This window comes from Streptomyces sp. 5-10, assembly GCF_014712245.1.
Lineage (GTDB): Bacteria > Actinomycetota > Actinomycetes > Streptomycetales > Streptomycetaceae > Streptomyces > Streptomyces violaceusniger.
Genome location: NZ_JACVYG010000001.1, coordinates 86022 through 108611 on the forward strand (window position 1 = coordinate 86022; position 22590 = coordinate 108611).

Genomic DNA, 22590 nt, shown 5'->3' on the forward strand with positions numbered 1-22590 from the left:
TGGGAACCTCCCGGACCAATGGTTCAGATGCTCTTGGCGGATATGTCGCCGGCTGCCATCCCGCCGGCCGCCGGATACCGGCCGGGTGCGGCCGTTCCGGATTCCCTTTTCCGGGACAGGCCCGAGTCGCGGTCATCGTTTTCCCGGATGAGCAAGGAGGCCAGCGCGGCGATGAGAGAGAAGACGGCCAGACCGATGAGTCCCCATTGCGTACTGCCCGTCCGGTCCTTGACGATCCCGAATCCGTAAGGCGCGACGAAACCGCCCAGATTCGCTATCGAGTTGATGATGGCGATGGCGACACCGATCACCATCGGATGGACCGTGCGCTGGACGATGGGCCAGAAGATCGGGCTGATGCTCTTGAAGCCCATGGCGGCGATCGTGAGCATCGCCAGGGCGAGCCAGGGGGAGGTCACGGCGGCGAGGTACGATCCGGCGGCCGCGGCGACGAGGGCCCCGATGAGCAGCGGCTTGCGCCGGTTGGTGCGGTCCCCGATCCGGGCCAGCAGGAACATCGCGACCATGGCGAAGATCCAGGGCACGGAGGAGAGCAGGCCCACGGTGATGTCGTTGGTGCCCTTGATGTCCCGGACGATCGACGGCAGCCAGAAGGTGTTGGCGTAGATCGACATCTGGACCGAGAAGTAGACGAAGACGAACAGCAGGATCCTGGGGTCACGCAGTACGGCCCACATGGACCGGCGGTCGTCGCCGGCCGGGTCGGCGTGCTCCGCGTCCTCCGCGTCGATGGCCGCCGTGAGCTCGCGCTTCTCGTCGGCGGTGAGCCAGCGCGCATCCTCGATCCGGGAGTCCAGGCGGAAGAAGGCGACGACGCCGATGGCGACCGACATGACGCCCTCGACCAGGAACATCCACTGCCAGCCCCGGAGCCCGAAGGTGCCGTCCATCCGCAGCAGCGGCCCCGACAGCGGGCCCGAGACGGAGAACGCGACGAGCGCGCCGACGGCGTACCGCGCGTTGGCCCTGCCCCGGTAGTCATTGGGCAGCCACCTCGCCAGGTAGTAGAGGACGGCGGGTACGAAGCCGGCTTCGGCCACGCCGAGCAGGAACCGCAGCACGTAGAAGCTGATGGGGCCCTGGGCGAACAGCATGCAGGCCGAGACGACGCCCCAGCTCACACAGATCCTGGACAGCCATATCTTGGGGCCGAACCGCTTCATCAGCACATTGCTCGGGACTTCGAAGAGGAAGTAGGCGATGAAGAAGAGCCCCGCGCCGAGGCCGTAGGCCGTGGCGCCTATTCCGAGATCGGCTTCGAGATGTGATTCGGCATAGCCGATGTTGGAACGATTGAGCTGATTGCACATCATCATGACGGCGAACAGCGGGGTGACTCGGCGCATTATCTTGGCGACGGCTCCGGAGAGCGGTGTCGCTTTCGAGGACGGTGGTGCGGCGCTGCCGGTATCGGCGCCTCCGGGATGGGATGTCATGGTGCAGCCGTTTCTTCCGTCGTCATTGACAGGATCCGGTCGACACCCTGGTGAGTCCCAATGAATGGGATGAGATGCCGACCAGTAGGAAGCACAACGTAGGGTCGCCCTGGAGGGGTGTCAAGGACTCGGAGCGGGGAGCCCACAAGGGCGCCCTTCATCACGGTGTCCCATTCACTGGGAACATGTTTCCTTCACTGGGATTTTGGCGTGGTGCGGTGTTAGCGTTCCGGCACACCAGTCGCGACCCCATGGCGCTCCCCGTCAGGCGGGAGTACACGCCACGGAGGTCAGAAAGGACGATCAGGTGTCCTCAGACGCCCCGGTGCCCCTGGACGGCGCCGTCTTCGATCAACTCGGCCGGGTGAGCACCGCGACCCTCGCGACCCAGCTGTACAAACGCGGGATCCGGCAGCCGTTCCTCGTGGGGCTCTCCCCCGTCGGCGACGGCTTCCACGGGTTCGTGGGAGAGGCGTTCACCATGCGCTTCATCCCCTCCCGTGAGGACATCGACCCGATGGGCGACCCCTACCGGACCGGAAACGTCCTTCAGTGGGAGGCGGTCGAGAGCGTAGGGCCCCGCCAGGTGCTCGTCGTCGACAGCCGCAACGACACTTCGGCGGCGTCGGCCGGCGACATGCTCCTGACCCGGGCCATGAAGCGCGGCGCGGCCGGCTTCGTCACCGACGGGGCCTTCCGGGACGGCGCCGCGATCGCCGCACTCGGCTTTCCGGCCTACGCACGTGCCACCACGGCCACCACCAGGCCGGCCGCGTTCCATGTGGCCGACCTCAACGTGCCCATCGCCTGCGCGGATGTGGCGGTCTACCCCGGAGACATCCTCGTGGGCGACCGCGACGGGGTCATCGTCGTGCCCCGGTCCCTCGCCGCCGGGATAGCCCAGCCCTCCGTCGAACAGGAGCGGCTGGAGGCATGGCTGCACCAGCGGGTGCGGGACGGCGAGCCACTGTGGGGCACCTACCCGCCCAGCGCCGAGACGCTGAAGGCATACGAGGCGTGGCAGTCCGCCGACTAGGAACGCCAGCACCGTGGCAGTCCGCCCACCAGGAACACCAGCACCAGGAGGCCCGTACATGAACTCCTTCGCCGATCTCCCCCGCGCCACGAAGCGCGCCCGGATGGAGGCCACGATCCGCACCTACTTCGACGGCTGCAACGAGGCCGACGTGGCCAAGATGGCCGCCCAGTTCACCCCCGACGCCGTCCACTACTTCCCGCCCGGCCTGGACGGACCGTGGACCGGCAACACCACGATCGGCGAGAACTGGCGCCGGCTCACCCTCACCATCGGCTCCGCCTGGTCCATCGAACGCGTCATCGCCGAGCCCGAGACGCTCCAGGCCGTCATCGAGTGGACCCACTGGAAGACCAGGCCCGGCGGCTACCTCCGGGGTGACGAGTGGTACCGCTTCGACCCCGAGACGGGCTTGATCACCGAGATCCGCGCCTTCTACGCGTCAGCACCCGACGGACGGTCCGAAGTAACCCTGGAGGGCTACGACTACGCCGCAAACGGCTTCCACCTCAAGCCCCCCGTCGCGCGCCCCCACCCCGACGCCGAATACGACGACACCGAACACTGACCCCACCGCACCGGCCAGGGAATTCCCTGAACGTCACACGGAGCGTCGCCCCGCTCAGCGCCGCACGTGGCCGAGCCCCGCTGAAATCTCAGCGGCCGCCTCGGCCACCAGCGGGCCGACGTCACTCAAGACCCGTTCCATGCGCTCCGCCACTCCGGCAACGCTGATCGCCGCGACGGGCATACCCGTGTGATCGTAGACAGCGGCCCCACAGCAGCAACTGGACTCATCGAACTCACGCCGGTCCTCCGACCAGCCGCGCTCCCGCGTCTCCTGAAGGATCTTCCTCAGCGGACCGAGCGAGTCCTCATCGACCGGCGAGTCGCCCGAAGCCACGAGCTCCCCCAGCTTCTCCTCCACCGCCTGCTGCGGGAGCGCCGCCAGATAGGCCCGCCCGAGCGACGTACAGTGCAGCGGCCGCCCCGCACCCAGCTCGCTCGTCACCGCCACCGGGCGCGGGCCGCGCTCGCGGTGCACGAACACCATGTTCACACCGCTCGGCACCGCGAGGCTGGCCGTCTCCCGGGTCTCCCGCATCAACCGGGAGATGACCGGCATCGCCGTGGCGGTCAGATCCGTCGAGCTCACCGCCGCGGAGGCCAGCCGCGTGGCCGAAGGCCCGAGCCGCAGCAGCCCGCTCCCCTGCTCCACGGCGAGCCAGCCGCCCGCGACAAGCCGGTCGACCAGCCGATAGGCGGTGCTGCGGCTCAGCCCGAGCGCCGCGGCAAGATCCTGCGTGGAGCAGGTACGGACCACGGCCAAGTGGTCGAGCATGGCCAGACCGCGATCCAGGGCCCCGGAACCCGGTCCGAGAGCGGATGTGGTGGTGACGGGCGAGGTCATACAGCCTCCGCAGATGAAACTCGGTATCAGTCATTGAGACTACCAACCCTTGATGCATCTATCGATATTCGATAGATTTCCATCGCAAGTCGATGGAAGGATGAGACATGGGACAGCTGGCAGTGCGTGCGCTTCGCGCCGTGCTCGTGGCGGTGCTCGCCGGCACCGTGTTCGTGCAGGCATTGATGGTGTGGGTGTTGGTCAGCGGGAGCGATCCGGAGGACGGGTCGCTCCCCCTGACCCCGCTGCGCGTGATCACGATCCTGGGCATTGGCTCGGCCCAGGTCGCCCTGGTCAGCGTATGGCGACTGGTGACGATGGTGCGACGCGGAACCGTGTTCTCCCATGCCGCCTTCCGGTACGTGGACGCCGTGATCGGAGCGATCCTGGCGGCTGCCCTCCTGTGGTTCACGGTCACCGCCATCAACGCGCCGGGCCAGCGGGACGACCCGGGCGTCACCGTCATCATGAGCGGGATTGGCGTGGCCATCTTGGGGGTCGCACTCATCGTCCTCGTGCTGCGCATGCTGCTCGCCCAGGCCGTCGCGCGCGACGCCGAAGCGGCACAGATGCAGGCCGAGTTGGACGAGGTGATCTGATGCCGATCGTCGTCGACATCGACGTGATGCTGGCCAGGCGGAAGATGTCCGTGGGCGACCTCGCGGACCGCGTCGGGATCACGCCCGCCAACCTGGCGGTACTCAAGAACGGCCGCGCCAAGGCAGTGCGTTTCGCGACGCTCGCCGCCCTCTGCGAAGTGCTCAAGTGCCAGCCGGGCGACCTGCTGCGCTGGGAGGCCGAGGACGCCGCGGGCGAATGACGTCCCCCGGGCGGGCGGGTCCGCTCAGGTGAGGGGTTTCGCGAGCTGGGCCATCTCGGTGGGCGGGTCGATCACCGGCTGGATGAGGAGTTCGTCGATTCCGGCCTGTTCCAGGGCGGTGATGCGGGTGAGGAGGTCGTCGCGGGTGCCGACCAGGGCCAGGGTGTTCATCAGCGAGGGCAGGATCAAGTCGCGGTCCTGCGGTGCGATGCGTCCGAGGTAGTTGGGGTAGAGCTTGGTGTGGCGGTCCGGTGCGGTGGCGGTGGTGCCGCGCCGGTCGAGGAGCCGCCGCACCGCCTCGCCTTCCTCAGGGCCGAGTTGCTCGGCGAAGGCGGGTGTGTCGGCGGCGAAGGCCAGCAGCGACATGACGAGGTGGCCTGTGGCGTCCCGGGCCGAGTCGCCGTGGGGGTCCTCGTCCTCGTCGAGGAGGTGGAGCGAGGTGATTACGTAGGAGTCCGCCCGGGAGTCCATGTGGGAGTCGGGGTCATGGGGTGTGGCCTGGGCGGCGTGGCGGCGGGCGTCGTGCAGCGCGTGCCAGGCGGTGGGGTCCAGCAAGCCGAAGGAGATGAGGCCGGTGCCGCGGCGGCCGGCGACGGCGGCGGCCTTCGGCCCTTGCAGCGCGGCCACGACGAACTCGATCGGGTCGGCGGTGTTCACGTGCGCCCCGGTGTGCAGGAACCGGATGTCGCGGACCCGGTCACCTTCGCGGTACTCGGTCGAGCGTCCGGCGCACAGGTCCTGCAATGCGGTGGTGAAGTTCTCCAGCCTGGCCGCCGTGGCCGGCCGCATGCCCAGGGTGCGCCGGGCGGTGTTTCCGGTGCCGACCCCGCAGATGATCCGGCCCTGTGCCAGGGCGTTGAGGCTGGCCAGCCCGCTCGCGGCGGCCGGGGCCGAGCGCAGCGCCGGTGAGGTCACGCCGATGCCGAGCCTGATGCGGCGGGTGGCCTTCGCACACAGGCTCAAGGCGACGAAGGGGTCACCGTGGACCATCGGGGTGTCGTAGACCCAGAAGCTGTGCAAGCCCAACTCCTCGGCCCGCACCGCGAGGTCCTCCACGCCGGGGTGCGCGGCGACAATGACACCCGTACGCATCAAGACCTCCAAGGTCGATGTGCCGTCAGTCTGCCACGCCGTGTCTACGGCGGGACTCGCACAGCGCCAGTCGGCCGGTGTCAGTCGGTGGGCGGAGCCGCGGCGTACTCGTCGTCCGTGACGGGGGTCAGCCAGTGCACGACATCGTGGTCGGCATCGGCTTCGTTGATGGCCAGGTGGACCATCAGCCGGTTCGGCGCGGCGCCGTGCCAATGCTCCTCGTCGGCCTCGAACAGGACGCGGTCGCCGGGGCGGATGACCTCGATGGGTCCACCGCGGCGCTGGCACAGACCGATCCCCTCGGTGACGAAGACGGTCTGGCTCAGCGGGTGGCGGTGCCAGTGGGTGCGGGCCCCGGGCATGAAGTGCACCAGGGCGGCGCTGACCCGGGACGGGGCGGGGGCCGCGGCGACGGCGTCGATGTAGACCTCGCCGGTGAACCAGTCGGCGGGCCCCTTGACGGTGTTGATCGAGCTTCGGGTGATCTGCAAGGTCGTTTCCTTGTCCGGTCGGTGTCGGGCTTGAGCTGTCGGGCTTGAGTCAGGGTTTGAGGAGGGTCTTGATGGCGCGGCGTTCGTCCATGGCCCGGTAGCCCTCGGCGACCTGGTCCAGGGGCAGGGTGAGGTCGAAGACCTTGCCCGGGTCGATCCGTCCGGTCAGCACGCGCTCGATCAGGTCGGGCAGATAGCGGCGCACGGGGGCGGGCCCGCCGCGCAGGCCGACGTGGGAGAAGAACAGCTCCCGGCCGTCGACGGCCACCTCGTGCGGGACGCCGACGAAGCCGACGCCGCCGCCGGGCCGGGCCGAGTGCAGGGCCTGCCGCATGGCCTGGGCGGTGCCCACGCACTCCAGGACCGAGTCCGCGCCGATCCCGTTCGTCAGCTCCTTGATCCGGGCCACGCCCTCCTCGCCGCGCTCCGTCACGATGTCGGTGGCGCCGAACTCGCGGGCGAGCCGCTGCCGGGGCTCGTGGCGCGACATGGCGATGATCCGCTCCGCGCCCATCTCCTTGGCCGCGATCACCGCGCACAGGCCGACCGCGCCGTCGCCGACGACGACGGCGGTGGAGCCGGGCCTGACCTCGGCGGCCTCGGCGGCCCACCAGCCGGTGCCCATGACATCGGAGACGGCCAACAGCCCGGGCCAGTATTCCTCGCCCGGCACCTCGTCGGTGGCGACCAGGGTGCCCTGGGCGTTGGGGATGCGCACGTACTCGGCCTGGCAGGTGCTCATGAACTCACGGTTCAGACAGCTCGACGGGAAGCCGTTGCGGCAGTTCGCGCAGGTGTTGTCCGAGGTGGCGAACGAACCGACGACGAACTGGCCCGGCTCGACCGCGGTGACCTCGGCTCCTACCTCTTCCACGAAGCCGACGTACTCGTGCCCCATGGGATGCGGATGCCCGGTCGGCTCCGCGCCACGATACGGCCACAGGTCCGAGCCGCACACACAGGTGACGGCGGTGCGGATGACCGCGTCGGTCGGCTTCAGGATCTTCGCGTCGTCCACGGTCTCGAAACGCACGTCGCCGGGGGCGTGAATCACTGCTCCACGCATGAAGGAGGCTCCTTACCTGCTGAGGCGTCCGGTACCGGGGTGTACCGGAACCGGACACCGCTGTGCGATGGCGGCCCCGGTGCGGCGGCGAAGCTGCCGCCCGCGGCCCGGGACCGAGCGCTGTGCCTGCCCGCTCTCACGGGCCGGCGTCGAGCGCCACGTCACCCAGGAAAACCCCATCTCGCGCGGGCAACGAGTCACCAGTGAGGGGTGTACTGCTGGTACATCGCTCCGGTGGCGTGCGCGTCGTACGGTCGGAGGCATGGACCACCGTGAGGAGGCCCGCGAGTTCCTGACCTCGCGGCGAGCGAAGATCACCCCGGAGCAGGCCGGCCTGCCCACCGGGTCCCGGCGGCGCGTGCCGGGGCTGCGCAGGAGCGAGGTGGCCGCGCTGGCCGACATGAGCGTCGAGTACTACGCGAAACTGGAGCGCGGCAGCCTCGCCGGCGCCTCCCCGGCCGTCCTCGAAGCCGTCGCCCGCGCGCTTCAGCTGGACGACGCCGAACGCGCCCATCTCCTGCACCTGGCCCAGGCCGCCGACGGCTCCGACGCCCTCACCCGCCCCCGGCGCCGCACCGCCCGGCAGTCGACCTTGCACCGCAGCCTGCAATGGACTCTGGACGCGATCACGGCGGGGCCCGCGATCGTGACCAACGGCCGGATGGACATCCTGGCCGCCAACCCCCTCGCCCGCGCCTTCTACACCGATCTCTTCGCCAACGCGGACAACCAGCGGAACCTGGCCCGCTTCAACTTCCTCGACCCGGCCTCCCGCCGGTTCTACCCCGACTGGGAGCTGTTCGGGGACATGGCGGTGGCCATCCTGCGCCGCGAGGCCGGCCGCGACGCCCACGACAAGGGCCTGCAAGACCTCGTCGGGGAGCTGTCCACCCGCAGCGAGGACTTCCGCACCCGTTGGGGTGCCCACGATGTCCGACGCCACGGAACCGGCACCAAGCGGTTCCGCCACCCCGCGGTCGGCGACCTCACCCTCGCCTACGAGGCCCTGGACCTGGCCGCCGAACCCGGGCTCAGCATGACCATCTACACCGCCGAACCCGGCTCCTCCTCGGAAGAAGGACTGCGCCTGCTCGCCTCCTGGGCCGCCACCGAAGACGTCAGCCCGCCGGCGGAGCACCCCGCGGGCTGAAGCCGCCGCCGAACTCCATTACAGCGCACTACTCTTCTTGGAGAGGATCCATACGTAGTACCACTTTCCGCTCTTCATCACGTGAGGGCTGTTTTCAACCCTGGCCGTAATGGCTCCCCAGAAGGTCCCTGCGGTGGTGAATCCGAGCGTCGTGAGTACACGTTCGAGGACCGAGCCGTTCACGGCGATGAGCAAGGCCGCCGTCGATGCGGCCACAGCTCCAGTCACCGCCCAAACCCTTTTCCTCCTGGCGGCGAGGAATTCGGCCCGCATCGCCTGCACCTGGTCTTCGATCTCCAGACGCAGTTTGGTCAGCTCAATCTGGGTCTGCTCCCCGTTGAGCGCCTGATCCATGGAAAGGAAACTGCTGCGCAGAAAATTACGAAACCCTCTGTATGAGTCGAACTCCCCCGTAGTGATCTTACTGAAGTCTTTGAGGGGGACACCGTCAATGAACGGCAGGTCGATTTCCAGGACAGGGCGGATGAGCCGATCCTTGACCGGGTTCGACTCCGAAGGGTCGATCAGCCGCCCGTTCCTGATGATGTAGTCAACTGCCGCTACCTGCTCGACCGCCTGCGGGGGCTGTCTGACCCCTCGGACCATTTCTTGCCCACGGGTGGAATAGCTTGGGAGATACCAGGCAAGTCCGGCTTTGAGGAGCGGCTCGGCTTGAAGCAGCCAGGTTCCGAGGGCCGCCAGGTCGGGGCAGTGCATGCCATAGGAAAGGGCGGTGTAGTTCACCTGCCTATGACGCCAATGCCCATTGTCTCCCTGCGGTGATGTGTATTGTCGCGTTCGCGCCTCGTTCGCCGCTCCCATCATCACTCCCCATTCCGTGGGGTTGTACTCCCCCACCTCGCAGTAGGGAGCGGTCCAGCCATGGGACAGCAGCAGGGTGTCCGAGATGAGGGTAGTACGCTTGGTGAGGTCCTCGAATTTTCCGCTGTCAATCGTCAATCCAACGCTGAAGTTGGACCGGACGAAGCCGGCTTCATCCCGGACCCTCCGCAGCTGTGCGTCGAAGAGTCTTTTCCCATAAATCTCGGCTACCCTTACCGGGTCTTTACGGACACTCGAAGGAAGTAGGCGGAAAGCCTTCCGCATTCGACGTGCGACGGCTGCGTCGCCAACTGCCTGTCCGTAGTTCAGCACTCGCCCAAGTGTGGCCGCGTCCGGCTTTCAGTACAAGGCGGGTGTGCCGCCGGAGCGGGACATGGCCGAGCCGTCGGAGTCGGTGTCGGCGTCGGTGTCGGTGGACCATGATGTGATGACACCGTGAGCCGCGCCGCAGAAGAGACCAACCGCCGCATGCTCCGGGCCCGGGACGCCATGGACCGCGACTACGCGCGGCCGCTGGACGTCCCGGCCCTGGCCCGGATCGCGCACGTGTCCGAGGCGCACTTCACCCGTACCTTCCGGGCCACGTTCGGTGAAACACCGCACCGCTATCTCCAGCGCCGTCGTGTGGAGCGAGCGATGTTCCTGCTGCGGGAGACCGACCGCAGTGTGACGGACATCTGCTTCGACGTCGGCTTCGGCAGTCCGGGCACCTTCAGCCGCACGTTCCGCGACATCGTCGGCCGATCGCCGCGGGCCTACCGCAAGGAAGCGGTGGCCACGGGCGTGCCGACATGCTTCACGATGGCGTGGACACGACCGAGCGACTGACGACCATCGGCCGTATCCGTACCGTCCCGTCCCGTCCCGGTGTCAGCCGCCCGCCGACTGAGCAGTTTCGGATAAGTTTTCGTCCGGTCCGCTCGGTAGCGTGAGGCCCATGTTCAACGCCATCACACATTCGCAGATTTACGTCCTCGACCAGGACGAGGCCCTCGACTTCTACGTCGGCAAGCTCGGCCTGGAGGTCGCCGCGGACGTCAACTTGGGCTTCATGCGCTGGCTCGCCGTCAGCGTGCCCGGTCATCCCGAGCGGCAGATCCTGCTGGAGAAGCCGGGCGCTCCGGCGATGTCGGAGGAGACGGCCGAGCAGGTCCGTGAGCTGGTGACCAAGGGGGTGATGGGCGGCTGGCTCATCTTGACCACCTCCGACTGCCGCAAGACCTACGAGACCCTGCTGGCGCAGGGCGTGGAATTCACCGAGGAACCCACCGAGCGCCCGTACGGGATCGACTGCGGCCTGCGTGACCCGTTCGGCAACCGCCTCCGCTTCACTCAACCGGCGGCCTGAGACCCCCGGCGGGCCATGACTGATTCACGGCCACGCCGGATTCCGAGGTGTCCCGTGGGATGCTCCCCCGGCACCCGAGGACCGCACCCGAGGACCGTGCCCTGGGACCTTGAGGACGACGGCGGTTGCCCGCTCACGGGCTGGGTGCGGGGTGGGCCGTGCGGGCGGCGGGCGTGACGAAGGACGCGGCCACCACGAGTATCAGGACCACCAACAGCGCGTTCCGGAGCCCGAACTGCTCGCCAAGATGGCCGAGCGAGGGCGGTCCCACGAGGAAGGCGACGTAGCCGACGGTGGCGGCGAGGGAGACCCTTGCGGCCGAGTTGTCGCCGGAGTCGCCAGCCGCGGAGAGCGCGACGGGAAAGCCCAGGGACGCGCCGATGCCCCACAGGACGGCGGCTGCCGCCGCGACAGCCTGATTGTCGACCAGGATCACGAGTGCGATGCCGACGGCGCCGACGACCGCGCTGGCGCACAGGGCGGCCGCGCGTCCGTAGCGGTCGACGAACCGGCCGCCCACGAAGCGGCCGACAGTCATCGAGGCCGCGAAGACCGCGTACACGGCCGATCCGAGCGCGGGGTCGAAGCCATGGCCGTCGAGACCATGACCAGCGGCAGCCAGTCGTTCGCCGTTCCCTCGGCCATGGCGAGGGCGCGGATGATGCCGCCGAGGAGCAGCAGTCTCGGCTCCCTCCACACCGTGGGGCGCGCGGAGGCCCGCGCGGGCGTGCCGTCGCCGCTGTCGGTTCGTCGGCCCACCCCGGCGGGAACGCATCGGATCATCGGCACCAGTACGGCCATCACCACCACGGTGACGACGGCGAGATGCCACAGGACGGGGAACGAGACGGCGGTCAGAGCCATGCCGCCGACCGCGCCGACCACCGTACCGAAGCTGTTGAAGCCGTGCATCGCGGGGAGGGTGGACCGGCCGAGCAGCCGCTCCACCTCCGCGCCTTCGACGTTGAGGGCCACCTCGCCACCGCCCATCCCGAGGCCGATGAGTCCGAGCCCGAGGGCCACGACCGCGTCCGCGCCCGCCGCCGCCCCCAGCCCGATGACGCCGGACCCCGCGGCGGTCGCCAGCGTTCCGGCCGCGATGAGGGGCCGGGCGCCCCAGCGGGCCACCAGCGGTCCCGAGCACAGGATGCCGACCATGGATCCGACCGAGAGTCCGAACAGCACCAGGCCCATGCGTCCGGTGGAGGCTCCGAGCAGGTCGCGCACATCGGGGGTGCGTGTCACCCAGGACGCCATGGCCAGGCCGGGCAGGAAGAACAGGGCGAATACGGCGGTCCGACGTTGGCCGAGGCTGACGGTCGTCTTCACCCGCGTCGAACAGGTCCGTCAGCTGGGACCGTGCCTGTGACGGCGTGCCCACCACCGCGAGCTGACGTGCCCACGCGTCCGGCAGGGGCCCCGGACGAACTCCTTCGGGCTGTCGTAGCGCGAGCGCAGGGAGACGAGTTCGTCGCGGAAGGGCGCGTTCGCCGAGTGAAGCGTCAGGCGAGCCCGTTCCCGGCGACGCGCGCCAGGAGCGTGTGCAGCGCCTCCCGTTCGGTGGGGGCGAGCGGGGTGAGCAGTTCGTCGGTCACCCGCCGGCCCGCCTGATCCGTGTCGCGGAGGAACGCGCGGCCGTCCTCGGTGAGGACGACGATGCGGCTGCGGCGGTCGTCGGGGGCCGGGCGGCGCTCGGCGAAGCCGAGCTTCTCCAGGTCGTCCACCAGGCCGACGATCGCGCTCGGGTCATAGCCGAGCCGGGCGCTGAGCTCTCGCTGCAACGCGCCCTCGCAGGTGACGAGGTAGCGCAGCACGGCGTAGTGCCGCAGCCGCAGCCCCGACTCCTGGAGGAAGGTGTTGAACAGCTGACCGGAGCGCAGACCGAGGCGGTACAGCAGATAGCCCGTGTCCGCGTGCAGCTCCCGCATCCACGGTTCGTCCGCGTCGATGGGGGGCGGGGTGTCGGTGTGCCGGCGGGCGATGGCGGGCTCCCTGGTCTCGGCCCCGGGGCGCCGGTCTCGGCTCCCGGAGGGGTGGGTCTCGTGTGCAGAGTCCAGCATGACGCACCCGAGGTCGACAACAACTGTTGACGACACCAATTATTGCGCTTAGCTTCGATCTCGCCGCCGCACCCGGCGCGGCACAGACGCACCCCATGCGAAGGGACCCGCTCGTGCCCACCATCGATCTGACCGGCAAGGCCGCCGTCGTCACCGGCAGCGGCCGAGGTCTCGGCCTCGCCTACGCACACGCCCTCGCCGCCCACGGCGCGTCCGTGGTCGTCAACGACGTCGACGAAGCCGTGGCCGAACGGGCCGTCAAGTCCATCACCGAGGCCGGTGGCACCGCCGTGGCCGAGGTGGTCCCGGTCGGCTCCGCGGAGGCCGCGGACCGGCTGGTGAGCCGTGCCGTCGAGGAGTTCGGCCGGCTCGACGTCCTGGTCACCAACGCGGGCATCCTGCGTGACAAGGTGCTGTGGAAGATGACCGACGAGGACTTCGACGCGGTCATCACCACCCATCTGCGCGCCACCTTCACCTGCGCCCGCGCCGCCGCCGTGCGCATGCGCGAGCAGGGCGAAGGCGGCACACTCGTCCTCGTCGGCTCCCCGGCCGGGCAGCGCGGCAACTTCGGCCAGACCAACTACGCCGCCGCCAAGGCCGGAATCGCCGCCATGGCCCGCACCTGGTCCATGGAACTGTCCCGCGCGAACATCACCGTCAACGCGATCGTGCCGGTCGCCGCCACCGCGATGACCGAGACCATTCCCGCCCTCGCCCCGTATGTGGAGGCCCTGAGGAGGGGAGAACCGCTGCCGGACTTCCTGCGCAAGGGCGAGGGATTCGGCACCCCGGAGGACTGCGCCGCCCTCGTCCCCTTCCTGGCCTCCGACGCCGCCCGAGGCATCACCGGCCAGTGCGTGGGCATCGGCGGCGACAAGGTGGCGCTCTGGTCGCATCCGCAGGAGATCCGGACCGCCTACGCCGACGGCGGCTGGACCGCCGAGGCCCTCGCCGCCGCCTGGCCCACATCGATCGGCGCCGAGCCGCAGACGGTGGGCATCCCCGCGCCGAAGACTCCGGAGGCGTGATGGACCTGGAGAATCTGGTCGCCATCGACGTCCACACCCATGCGGAGGTGTCCGCCAAGGGCCACTCCTCCCTGGACGACGATCTGCACGACGCCTCCTCCGCCTACTTCAAGGTCGAGGGCAAAAGGAAGCCCACTCTCGAGGAGACGGCCGCCTACTACCGCGAGCGGCGGATGGCCGCCGTCATCTTCACGGTGGACGCCGAGTCCGCCACCGGCACCGCGCCCGTCCCGAACGAGGAGGTCGCCGAGGCCGCCGCCGCCAACGCGGACGTCCTCATCCCCTTCGCCTCCATCGACCCCTTCCGGGGGAAGGCGGGCGTGCGGCGGGCCCGGCGACTGGTCGAGGAGTACGGGGTGAAGGGCTTCAAGTTCCACCCCAGCATCCAGGGCTTCTTCCCCAACGACCGCTCGGTGGCGTACGGCCTGTACGAGGTGATCGAGGAGACCGGCACCATCGCTCTGTTCCACACCGGCCAGACCGGCATCGGCGCCGGTGTTCCCGGCGGGGGCGGCATCCGCCTGAAGTATTCCAACCCGCTCCATGTGGACGACGTGGCCGCCGACTTCCCGCATCTGAAGATCATCCTGGCGCATCCGTCGTTCCCCTGGCAGGACGAGGCGCTGGCGGTGGCGACCCACAAGCCCGGCGTGCACATCGACCTGTCCGGCTGGTCGCCGAAGTACTTCCCACCGCAGCTCGTGCAGTACGCCAACACGCTGTTGAAGGACAAGGTCCTGTTCGGTTCGGACTTCCCGGTGCTCACCCCGGACCGATGGCTGGCCGACTTCGACAAACTCTCCATCAAGGACGCGGTCAAGCCGAAGATCCTCAAGGAGAACGCGGCCCGGCTGCTCGGGCTGACCACACTGTAAGGGGTGCCAGATGCGCAACGAGGGACTGGGGTCATGGCCCGCACGCCGGGCCCGCAAGACCCCGCACCGCACGGCCCTGATCCACGGCGAGCAGTCGACCGACTACCGCACCCTGCACACCCGCACCACCCGCCTGGCCCACGCCCTGCGCGCCCGGGGCATCAGGCGTGGCGACCGCATCGCCCACCTCGGCCCCAACCACCCCGCCTATCTGGAGACCCTGTTCGCCGCCGGTCTCCTCGGCGCCGTCTTCGTCCCCCTCAACACCCGGCTCACCGGCCCCGAGATCGCCTACCAGCTCGCCGACTCCGGCGCCAAGGCCCTCATCCACGGCGCGGCACACGCCGGGCTCGTCGCCGGACTGCCGGCCGGCATCGATGTACGGATCCACGTCGAGATCGGCGACGCATACGAAGCGGCCCTGGCAGCCGCGTCGGCCGAGCCGATCGACGAACCGGTCTCCCCCGACGACACCTGCCTCATCATGTACACCTCGGGGACGACCGGCCGCCCCAAGGGCGCGATGCTCACCCACTCCAACATCATCTGGAACGCCGTCAATGTCCTGGTCGACCACGATCTGTTCGCCGACGAGCGCGCCCTGGTGTCCGCCCCGCTGTTCCACACCGCCGGACTGAACATGATCACCTTGCCGGTACTGCTCAAGGGTGGCGCCTGCGTCCTGGTGGAGGCCTTCGACCCGGGGACGACCCTCGACCTGATCGAACGGCATCGCATCACCTTCATGTTCGGAGTGCCGACGATGTTCGACCAGGTGGCCCGGCACCCCCGCTGGGCGAACGCCGATCTGTCCTCGCTCCGCATCCTCACCTGCGGCGGATCCCCGGTGCCGACCCCGCTCATCGCCACCTACCAGGAACGCGGGCTCACCTTCCTCCAGGGCTACGGCATGACCGAGGCCGCGCCCGGCACACTCTTCCTGGACGCCGAGCACGCCGCCGACAAGGCGGGCTCGGCAGGCGTACCGCACTTCTTCAGCGACGTACGGGTCGTACGGCGCGACCTCACCCCGGTCGGCACCGGCGAGACCGGCGAAGTGGTGGTGCGCGGACCCCATGTGATGTCCGGCTACTGGGGGCTGCCCGAGGAGACGGAGGCCGCCTTCGCGGACGGCTGGTTCCGCAGCGGGGACGCGGCCCGGGTCGACGAAGACGGTTATGTGTATATCGTCGACCGGATCAAGGACATGATCATCTCCGGCGGCGAGAACATCTACCCCGCCGAGATCGAGGACGTCCTGCTCACCCACCCGGGCGTCGCCGAGTGTGCGGTGATCGGTGTCCCGGACGACACGTGGGGCGAGGTGCCCCGCGCGGTCGTCGTCCCGGCAGCGGGTACCGAACTCGACCCGGAGCAGGTGCTGGCATCACTGTCCGGCCGGCTCGCCAAGTACAAGATTCCCAAGTCGGTGGTGGTCGTGGACGACCTTCCGCGCACCGCCTCCGGAAAGCTCCTCAAGTCCCGGGTGCGCGACCGCTACGGCACCCCCGCCCCTGAACAGGAAGCCGATTCATGAGCATCACCGTCAACGGCCTGGACGAACTGAAGAAGCTCGCCGACGCGGACCTCGGCACCAGCGAGTGGATCGAGGTCACACAGGACCGCATCGACACCTTCGCCGATGCCACCGACGATCACCAGTGGATCCACACCGACCCGGAGCGAGCGGCCCGGGGCCCCTTCGGCGCGCCGATCGCGCACGGCTACCTCACGCTGTCGCTGTTCATCCCTCTCTTCACCCAACTGCTGGACGTGCGGGGGGTGACCACCAAGGTCAACTACGGTCTGAACAAGGTGCGCTTCCCCGCACCGGTGAAGGCCGGATCCCGGATACGGCTCGTGGCCCGGCTCGCCTCGGTCGAGGACGTACCCGGTGGCGTCCAGATCACCGTCGACGGCACGATCGAGGTCGACGGCGGCACGAAGCCCGCGGCCGTGGTGCAGAGCCTGTCCCGCTTCTACGTCTGACCTGCCGCAATGCCAGCCGGACAAGGGCGTGCGGGGCCTAGCCGCCCATCAGGCGGCGAGCGCCTGTGCCACCGCCCTCGCGGGCAGGGGCGCCGACGGGATGCGTACCGGCGCGACCGGGCCATGAGCGGGCCACACGCGGTATGTGGTCTTGGCCGGATCCACCAGGGGCTCACCGAGAGTGATCCGCCCCTGGGAGTACAGCCTGTCGCATACGGGGGTGGGCAGCGCGACGTAGCAGCCTCCCCTGTTGGTGACGGAGTCGTACGGCTGCCAGTAGCCGTACCGGCGCCGTCCACTGGCGTGCACGGTGCAGAACACCGGAGTGCGGGAGTTGGACATGACGCGGAGAACACCGGCGTCGGCAGCCTCGAACGGGGCCTCGGAGCGGGAGCGGGTGGGGTAGAGGACCGGGGACATCAAGGCTGCCTTTCCGAGGGGCCGGGACTCAAGATCAGCTACCCAATTAAAGCAGTGATTTGATCTCGATGACACAACTCCCGTTCGAGCGGCGGAGATTGGTCATGTCGGCACGGACACCGGTAGCACTGCGGGAGAAAAAAACAGCCAACTTCACGGTCCGGCGATCCGGGCGTTGTCGGCCCCTTGGCACGCTCCTACATTGGGAGCGCTCCCATAGCCATGGCCCCATAGCACCGTGGCCCCAGGGTCCACCCCAACCGCGCGCCCCTTCATGGAGGTCCCCCATGCGCATTCATCGTCCTCGGCCCCGGGCGTGGGCGGCCGCGGTCTTTCTCGCCGCGGCGAGCCTGGCCGCCACCGCCCTCGGCACACCGGCGGGCGCCGACGACAGCCTCAGGGCCGGTCCCGGTATCAAGCCCGGTGTCGAGGACGACGGAGCCGACTGCGCGGCGCCGGAACCGGGCGCCGGGACCGCCAACTCCAAACTGCCCGACCCCTTCACCAAGCTGGACGGTACGCGCGTGACCGCCAAGTCCGACTGGCGGTGCCGACGGGCAGAGATCAAGAAGCTGGCGGAGAGGTTCGTCTACGGCGAGAAGCACACAAAGCCCGCGAGTGTCACCGGTACGGTCTCCGGCACCAGCATCACCGTGAATGTGACGGATCAGGGCAGGAGTTCCAGCTTCTCGGCGAAGGTCGAACTGCCCAGTGGCTCGGGACCGTTCCCGGCCGTGGTCGTCCTGGGAGGGTTCGGGGCGGACACGGCCACCATCAAAGCCTCCGGCGCGGCCGTCATCTCCTACGACCCTCTCGCCGTCGGCAGAGAGGGCACTCCACGGAACAACAAGCAAGGCGCGTTCTACAGCGTCTACGGCTCATCGAGCAGCACGGGACTGCTCATGGCCTGGGCCTGGGGTGCGAGCCGGATCATCGACGTCATCGAGCAGTCGGGCGGCGGCATTCTCAGGGCGGACGCGATCGGCGTCACGGGATGCTCGCGGTACGGGAAGGGTGCCTTCGCGGTCGGCGCGTTCGACCAGCGCATCGCCTTGACCATGCCGATCGAGTCGGGCACCGCCGGTCTGCCCATCTACCGCGGGGTTCCGGGAGAGAGCGGCGCACAGCCGCTGAGCAGCGCCTACTCCGAACAGCCGTGGCTGGGCGACGCGTTCGGCTCCTTCACGGGCAACCCGGCCACGCTGCCGGTGGACACCCACGAGATCGTGGCCATGGTCGCGCCGCGGGGGCTGTTCGTCATGGAGAACCCACACATCGACTGGCTGGGTGCCAGGTCCGGGAGCGTGGCGGCCCTCGGCGGAGCGGAGGTCTACAAGGCGCTCGGCGCGGGGAGCAACATCAGCTACTGGTCCGACGTCCAGGACGGCAACCATTGCGCCGTCCGGTCCGAGTGGAAGGCTCCGCTGCAGCAGAACATCCGGAAGTTCCTGCTGAGGACGGGGAATGACCCCGGCGTGATCAGGGTCTCGGGCAAGAAGGCGGGCAACCTGGCCGAATGGCGGAACTGGCAGACCCCGATCCTCACCGGTCAGCCCTGACGGCGGTGGCGAACCCCGGCGGCCGGATCCGCTCGCGCCTCCGGTCAGGGTCGCGGATGGGCGTCGTGGGTGAGGAGGGCGAGCTGGACGCGGTTGTCCAGGTCCAGTTTGGCCAGGGCGCTGGAGAGATGGGCCTTGACCGTGCCGAGGGAAAGGTGCAGGCGGGCGCCGATGTCGGTGTTGGACAGGCCTTCGGCGACCGCCTCGGCCACCTCGCGCTCGCGTTCGGTGAGCGAAGCCAGCCGCTGCCGGGCCAGTTCGGAGCGGTCGCCCGGCCCGCCCGCCGCGTGCCGGATGAGGGCACGCGCGGCGGACGGCGACAGCGCGGGCTCGCCGCGGGCGGCCCGTCGCACCGCCTCGACGATTTCCTCGGGCACGGCGTGTTTGACGAGGTACCCGGCGGCACCGGCGCGCATCGCCTCCAGCACCAGGCCGTGTTCGTCGAAGGTGGTCAGCACGATCACCCGCGGGGCCTGGGCACCGCCGCGGGCAAGCGCCCGAGTGGCCGCGAGGCCGTCCATGACCGGCATCCGGATGTCCATCAGGACCACATCGGGCGTGTGTTCGCGGACGGCGGCGGCCACCTCGGCGCCGTCCGACGCCTCCCCCACGACCTCGATACCGTCCGCCCCGCGCAGCATCAGCTTCAGCCCGGTCCGCACCAGGGGGTCGTCGTCGGCCAGCAGCACTCGGATCATCGCGTCACCTCGCGGGCCACGGTAGCCGGGCGCGCAGCGTGAAGGTGCCATCGGTGGCGGTGTGGTCGAGGGTGCCGCCGTCGAGACGGACCCGCTCGGCGAGCCCGGTCAGACCCGCTCCGGTGCCCGGGACCGCCCCGTCGGCGCGTGGCGCGGCGGGCAGCCCGTTGCGGACCTCCACCGTGAGGCCGCCGCCGGGACCTCCGGCCAGACGTACCCTGACGGGTGTACCGGGCGCGTGCTTGCGGGCGTTGGTCAGGCCCTCCTGGGCCACGCGGTAGACGGTCCGGTGCATTTGCCACCGCAGGTCGCGGACGGCGTCGGCGGTCAGCTCGGTACGGAAGTCCACCGGCTGGCCGGTGGCACGGGCGTCCGCGACCAGACCGTCGATGTCCGCGATCCGTGGGAGCAGCGACACCGGCTCGCCGCCGCCCTCCGCCCGCAGCACGTTCAGCACCTCCTGCAACTCCTCCACGGCCTGGTGCGCGTTCCCCCGGATCACCTCGGCACTCTCGGCGACCTCGGCACTGCTCAGCGCGGGACCGGCGCCCGCCTCCGCCTGCCGGGTGCGGTAGGCCAACGCGCCCGCGTGCACGGAGAGCAGGGAGATGCGGTGCGCCAGCACGTCGTGCATCTCGCGGGCGATGGCCTGGCGTTCGCCCCGGCGGGCGTCGGCGAGCCGGCGCTCGTGTTCGGCCCGGGCCCGCTCGGCGTCCACGCGCAGCCGCTCGACGAGCAGCCGCCGGGAACGCAGGGCGCTGCCCGAGGCGAAGGCGGTCAGGAGGTAGGCCAGCGAGAACGCGGCGTCGAACCACAGGTCGTCGGCCGCTCCCGACAGCAACGGACCGGAGGGCACCATGCACACCACGTACGCACCGAGCATCAGCAGCGCCTGCCGCCAGCGGAGGCGGAGCGCGAGGTTGGTGACGATCACCGCGCCGGCAGGCAGAGCGCTGGTCGCCAGCGCCACGGCGGGCAGCCCGATCAGCGCCACGGCGAGCGGGGAACCGCGCCGCCACCACAGCGCACAGCAGGCCACGAGCCCCAGCAGCGGGTCCACTTCCGCCGCCCACCCCGGCAGATCGCCCTGCTCCTTCACCACGCCGAGCACGACCATGCCGAGGAGGACGGCCACGCAGCAGAGGACCGCGTCCACCGCCCGGTCGCGCCAGGTGCGCCCGGCCGGGAGGGCGAGGTCAAGGCCGTTGGTCATGAAGTGAGGGTATGCGGGTCGCGAAGGGCGGCACATCGGCCAACCGGCCAGACGCCCCCTGGCCATCGGTCCAACTCCCGCCCCCTCCTCGTGGACCATCGGCGAATGGTGCCGACCCCGGTGGCTCCCGCAGGCTGCTTGCATCCGGAAGACGGGAGAGGACGAGATGGGTGCAGCCAAGGTCAACAGGGCGCGGTTTCTGCGGCTCGCGGGGGCCGTCGCAGTCGGCGCGGCACTGCCCGCCGGGTACGCCGCCGCGACGGAGTGGCACGACAGCGCACGTACCCCGGCCGATCGGAAGCGGGCGGGGGACGCCCGGCCGGGTGGGGTGCGATATCGCGGAGTGGTCTACGAGGTGGGGGAAGGCGAGACGCCCGCGACGGCGTGGAGCGCGGCGCGCACCCGCGCCGATCTGCGGGCGATTCGCCGCGAGTTGCACGCCGACACGGTGAAGATCACCGGCGATGGCGTCGAACGGCTCACCCGCACCGCGGCCGAGGCGGCCGAGCACGGGCTGCATGTCTGGCTGGAGCCGACCCTCGGCGATGTGCCCGCTTCGGACATCCTCGATCACCTCGCGGAGACCGGACGGTTCGCCGAACGACTGCGTCGGCAGGGCGTGCGGGTGCACCTCAACGTAGGTTGTGAGTTCCTGCTGTTCGTCCCCGGGATCGTGCCCGGCGCCACCGCGACCGAGCGGATCGAGAACCTGGTCAAGGGCAACTACGACCCGGTGAAGACCGCCCGGCGACTGCGCCGCTTCACCGCACGTGCCGCCGCCGTCGGCCGCTCGGTCTTCCACGGGACGCTGTCGTACGGGGCCGCGCAGGACGAGGAGGTGGACTGGGACCTGTTCGACCTGGTGTGCATCGACTACTACGGCTGGTTTCCGAACCGCGCCGGGCACGTCAAGGAGCTGCGTACGTACCAGCGCCACGGCAAGCCGCTCGCGATCACCGAGTTCGGCTGCTGCACCTTCGAGGGCGCACCCCGCCTGGGCGGTATGGCCTGGGACGTCGTCGACTACGACACGACGCCGCCGCGGGTCAAGAAGGGGCTGGTGCGCAGCGAGCACACACAGGCGGCATATCTGACCGATGTGCTCGATGTGTTCGAGTCGATGAACCTGTACGCGGCCATGGCCTACACCTTCGTCACACCCGACGCCCCACACCGCCGCGAGCCGCGACTCGACCTGGACATGGCCGCCTACGGCCTGGTGAAGGTGATCCGGGACCGCCCGGCGGAGCCGGATTCCCCCTGGCACTGGGAGCCCAAGGAATCCTTTCGGGCCCTGGCCGGGGAATACGCCCGCCACCGACGGCGTCTCTGAAAGGCACCGGTGAAAGGCCCCGGTCTCCTTCCCCTACCTCTGGCCAACGGTGCAACGTCGCTACCGCCGCGCCCGCATGCGTTCAGGGCAGGGGGGTGAGTGCGTCCTCCAGCGCCGCCCGCGCGCCGCGCAGGGCGAGACGGAGCTGGTCCGGTCTACGGCGGACTTGGGCCAGCAGGAGACCGCCCTGGATCGCGGCCATGGTGAGGTCGGCCAGCTCCGTCACGTCCGCGTCCGGGCGCAGCTCGCCCGACTCCTGCATCCGGCGCAGACCCGCGATGAGGGGGGCCTCCCAGCGCGCGAAGGCGTCCACGAACGCCTGTCGGGTGAGGTCGTCCCGACCGCTGAGCTGGCTGGCCAACGAACCGATCGCGCAGCCGCCCACCGCGTCCTGCCGCGTCCCGTTGGCCACGATCGCGTCGAACCAGCGGTCGATGCCGGCCAGTGAGTCGACCTCCAGGAGCAGCGGTTCCTGCGCGGCCAGCACCGTGTCCACGGTGGAATGAACCACGGAGCGGATGAGATCGTCCCGGTCGTCGAAGTAGTGGTAGAGCTGGCTGCGGCCGACCCCCGCGGCGCGTTCGACATCGTCCAGCGTCACCGCCGCGACGCCGCGACGCTGGATGAGGTCTGCTGCCGAACCGAGGATGCGCTCTCTGGTCGCGCGCCCCCGTGCGGTGGTCGGTGTGTGTCCCATG

The 22590-nt window shown here is 69.7% G+C and carries 26 protein-coding genes; 13 read left to right on the forward strand and 13 right to left on the reverse strand.

Features of this window, described 5'->3' with window-relative positions:
• Window positions 1-23 precede the first annotated feature (23 nt).
• Window positions 24-1367: an MFS transporter gene (locus IEJ02_RS00405; RefSeq protein WP_223863180.1), complete on the reverse strand. Its 1344-nt coding sequence runs from the start codon at window positions 1365-1367 to the stop codon at window positions 24-26.
• Between the two features lie 397 nt (window positions 1368-1764).
• Here IEJ02_RS00405 and IEJ02_RS00410 point away from each other — a divergent pair, with 397 nt between their 5' ends.
• On the forward strand, window positions 1765-2493 hold the full coding sequence (locus tag IEJ02_RS00410) for an RraA family protein (protein WP_317985685.1): 729 nt from the start codon (window positions 1765-1767) through the stop codon (window positions 2491-2493).
• A gap of 58 nt (window positions 2494-2551) precedes the next feature.
• Window positions 2552-3061, forward strand: a complete 510-nt coding sequence (locus IEJ02_RS00415; RefSeq protein WP_191062782.1) for a nuclear transport factor 2 family protein — start codon at window positions 2552-2554, stop codon at window positions 3059-3061.
• Between the two features lie 54 nt (window positions 3062-3115).
• Here the strand turns inward: IEJ02_RS00415 and IEJ02_RS00420 are convergent, their stop codons facing one another.
• The gene (locus tag IEJ02_RS00420; RefSeq protein ID WP_164426041.1) at window positions 3116-3904 is read right to left on the reverse strand and encodes an IclR family transcriptional regulator; all 789 of its coding nucleotides are present in this window, start codon (window positions 3902-3904) and stop codon (window positions 3116-3118) included.
• A 107-nt stretch (window positions 3905-4011) separates the two neighbouring features.
• Between IEJ02_RS00420 and IEJ02_RS00425 the strand changes: the two genes are divergently transcribed.
• Together IEJ02_RS00425 and IEJ02_RS00430 are read left to right on the forward strand one after the other, a co-directional pair.
• Window positions 4012-4503 (forward strand): DUF2975 domain-containing protein, encoded by a 492-nt coding sequence (locus tag IEJ02_RS00425; RefSeq protein ID WP_191062783.1) that lies wholly within the window; start codon window positions 4012-4014, stop codon window positions 4501-4503.
• Window positions 4503-4724 carry a helix-turn-helix domain-containing protein gene (locus tag IEJ02_RS00430; protein ID WP_037952025.1) on the forward strand — a complete coding sequence of 74 codons (222 nt, stop codon included), beginning with the start codon at window positions 4503-4505 and terminating at the stop codon, window positions 4722-4724. Before IEJ02_RS00425 ends, IEJ02_RS00430 begins: the two co-directional genes overlap by 1 nt.
• 24 nt (window positions 4725-4748) lie before the next feature.
• Here IEJ02_RS00430 and IEJ02_RS00435 read toward each other — a convergent pair whose 3' ends face one another.
• From IEJ02_RS00435 to IEJ02_RS00445, 3 genes are all read right to left on the reverse strand, one after another.
• Window positions 4749-5816, reverse strand: coding sequence for an LLM class flavin-dependent oxidoreductase (locus IEJ02_RS00435; RefSeq protein WP_191062784.1), 1068 nt, complete (start codon window positions 5814-5816; stop codon window positions 4749-4751).
• 80 nt (window positions 5817-5896) lie between these two features.
• The gene (locus IEJ02_RS00440; protein ID WP_138913137.1) at window positions 5897-6307 is read right to left on the reverse strand and encodes a (R)-mandelonitrile lyase; all 411 of its coding nucleotides are present in this window, start codon (window positions 6305-6307) and stop codon (window positions 5897-5899) included.
• Between the two features lie 49 nt (window positions 6308-6356).
• Window positions 6357-7373, reverse strand: coding sequence for a zinc-dependent alcohol dehydrogenase family protein (locus tag IEJ02_RS00445; RefSeq protein ID WP_191062785.1), 1017 nt, complete (start codon window positions 7371-7373; stop codon window positions 6357-6359).
• A gap of 262 nt (window positions 7374-7635) precedes the next feature.
• On the opposite strand from IEJ02_RS00445, the gene IEJ02_RS00450 reads away from it, so the two are divergent.
• The gene (locus IEJ02_RS00450) at window positions 7636-8523 is read left to right on the forward strand and encodes a helix-turn-helix transcriptional regulator (protein WP_191062786.1); all 888 of its coding nucleotides are present in this window, start codon (window positions 7636-7638) and stop codon (window positions 8521-8523) included.
• An 18-nt stretch (window positions 8524-8541) separates the two neighbouring features.
• Here the strand turns inward: IEJ02_RS00450 and IEJ02_RS00455 are convergent, their stop codons facing one another.
• The gene (locus IEJ02_RS00455; RefSeq protein ID WP_191062787.1) at window positions 8542-9678 is read right to left on the reverse strand and encodes a hypothetical protein; all 1137 of its coding nucleotides are present in this window, start codon (window positions 9676-9678) and stop codon (window positions 8542-8544) included.
• A gap of 123 nt (window positions 9679-9801) precedes the next feature.
• On the opposite strand from IEJ02_RS00455, the gene IEJ02_RS00460 reads away from it, so the two are divergent.
• Window positions 9802-10194, forward strand: a complete 393-nt coding sequence (locus tag IEJ02_RS00460; RefSeq protein WP_037961167.1) for a helix-turn-helix domain-containing protein — start codon at window positions 9802-9804, stop codon at window positions 10192-10194.
• A gap of 109 nt (window positions 10195-10303) precedes the next feature.
• Window positions 10304-10714, forward strand: a complete 411-nt coding sequence (locus IEJ02_RS00465) for a VOC family protein (RefSeq protein WP_191062788.1) — start codon at window positions 10304-10306, stop codon at window positions 10712-10714.
• Window positions 10715-10847: 133 nt separating this feature from the next.
• Here the strand turns inward: IEJ02_RS00465 and IEJ02_RS49675 are convergent, their stop codons facing one another.
• The 3 genes from IEJ02_RS49675 to IEJ02_RS00475 all read right to left on the reverse strand — a co-directional run bounded on the left by IEJ02_RS49675 (window position 10848) and on the right by IEJ02_RS00475 (window position 12642).
• Complete coding sequence (locus tag IEJ02_RS49675; RefSeq protein ID WP_263407888.1) at window positions 10848-11252, reverse strand: MFS transporter; 405 nt, start codon at window positions 11250-11252, stop codon at window positions 10848-10850.
• The gene (locus IEJ02_RS49680; protein WP_263407889.1) at window positions 11249-12043 is read right to left on the reverse strand and encodes an MFS transporter; all 795 of its coding nucleotides are present in this window, start codon (window positions 12041-12043) and stop codon (window positions 11249-11251) included. Before IEJ02_RS49680 ends, IEJ02_RS49675 begins: the two co-directional genes overlap by 4 nt.
• A 173-nt stretch (window positions 12044-12216) precedes the next feature.
• Entirely contained in the window at window positions 12217-12642 is a 426-nt protein-coding gene (locus IEJ02_RS00475; protein WP_191063095.1) for a MarR family winged helix-turn-helix transcriptional regulator, read from the reverse strand.
• Between the two features lie 245 nt (window positions 12643-12887).
• On the opposite strand from IEJ02_RS00475, the gene IEJ02_RS00480 reads away from it, so the two are divergent.
• From IEJ02_RS00480 to IEJ02_RS00495, 4 genes are read left to right on the forward strand one after another with little or no spacing between them, the layout of a single operon-like run.
• The gene (locus tag IEJ02_RS00480) at window positions 12888-13805 is read left to right on the forward strand and encodes an SDR family NAD(P)-dependent oxidoreductase (RefSeq protein WP_317985686.1); all 918 of its coding nucleotides are present in this window, start codon (window positions 12888-12890) and stop codon (window positions 13803-13805) included.
• Complete coding sequence (locus tag IEJ02_RS00485) at window positions 13805-14680, forward strand: amidohydrolase family protein (RefSeq protein ID WP_191062789.1); 876 nt, start codon at window positions 13805-13807, stop codon at window positions 14678-14680. The genes IEJ02_RS00480 and IEJ02_RS00485 overlap by 1 nt, the downstream gene beginning before the upstream one ends.
• Window positions 14681-14690: 10 nt before the next feature.
• Complete coding sequence (gene menE, locus IEJ02_RS00490) at window positions 14691-16217, forward strand: o-succinylbenzoate--CoA ligase (protein WP_191062790.1); 1527 nt, start codon at window positions 14691-14693, stop codon at window positions 16215-16217.
• Entirely contained in the window at window positions 16214-16669 is a 456-nt protein-coding gene (locus tag IEJ02_RS00495) for a MaoC family dehydratase (RefSeq protein ID WP_191062791.1), read from the forward strand. The genes menE and IEJ02_RS00495 overlap by 4 nt, the downstream gene beginning before the upstream one ends.
• Window positions 16670-16717: 48 nt before the next feature.
• On the opposite strand, the gene IEJ02_RS00500 is transcribed toward IEJ02_RS00495, so the two are convergent.
• The gene (locus tag IEJ02_RS00500) at window positions 16718-17089 is read right to left on the reverse strand and encodes a hypothetical protein (protein WP_191062792.1); all 372 of its coding nucleotides are present in this window, start codon (window positions 17087-17089) and stop codon (window positions 16718-16720) included.
• Window positions 17090-17376: 287 nt separating this feature from the next.
• On the opposite strand from IEJ02_RS00500, the gene IEJ02_RS00505 reads away from it, so the two are divergent.
• Window positions 17377-18648 (forward strand): glucuronyl esterase domain-containing protein, encoded by a 1272-nt coding sequence (locus IEJ02_RS00505; RefSeq protein ID WP_191062793.1) that lies wholly within the window; start codon window positions 17377-17379, stop codon window positions 18646-18648.
• A 44-nt stretch (window positions 18649-18692) separates the two neighbouring features.
• Here the strand turns inward: IEJ02_RS00505 and IEJ02_RS00510 are convergent, their stop codons facing one another.
• Both IEJ02_RS00510 and IEJ02_RS00515 read right to left on the reverse strand, forming a co-directional pair.
• On the reverse strand, window positions 18693-19346 hold the full coding sequence (locus IEJ02_RS00510; RefSeq protein ID WP_191062794.1) for a response regulator transcription factor: 654 nt from the start codon (window positions 19344-19346) through the stop codon (window positions 18693-18695).
• A 4-nt stretch (window positions 19347-19350) separates the two neighbouring features.
• The gene (locus IEJ02_RS00515) at window positions 19351-20559 is read right to left on the reverse strand and encodes a sensor histidine kinase (protein ID WP_191062795.1); all 1209 of its coding nucleotides are present in this window, start codon (window positions 20557-20559) and stop codon (window positions 19351-19353) included.
• A gap of 166 nt (window positions 20560-20725) precedes the next feature.
• On the opposite strand from IEJ02_RS00515, the gene IEJ02_RS00520 reads away from it, so the two are divergent.
• Window positions 20726-21892: a glycoside hydrolase family 113 protein gene (locus IEJ02_RS00520; protein WP_191062796.1), complete on the forward strand. Its 1167-nt coding sequence runs from the start codon at window positions 20726-20728 to the stop codon at window positions 21890-21892.
• An 82-nt stretch (window positions 21893-21974) separates the two neighbouring features.
• Here IEJ02_RS00520 and IEJ02_RS00525 read toward each other — a convergent pair whose 3' ends face one another.
• On the reverse strand, window positions 21975-22589 hold the full coding sequence (locus IEJ02_RS00525) for a TetR/AcrR family transcriptional regulator (protein WP_191062797.1): 615 nt from the start codon (window positions 22587-22589) through the stop codon (window positions 21975-21977).
• Window position 22590 lies beyond the last annotated feature (1 nt).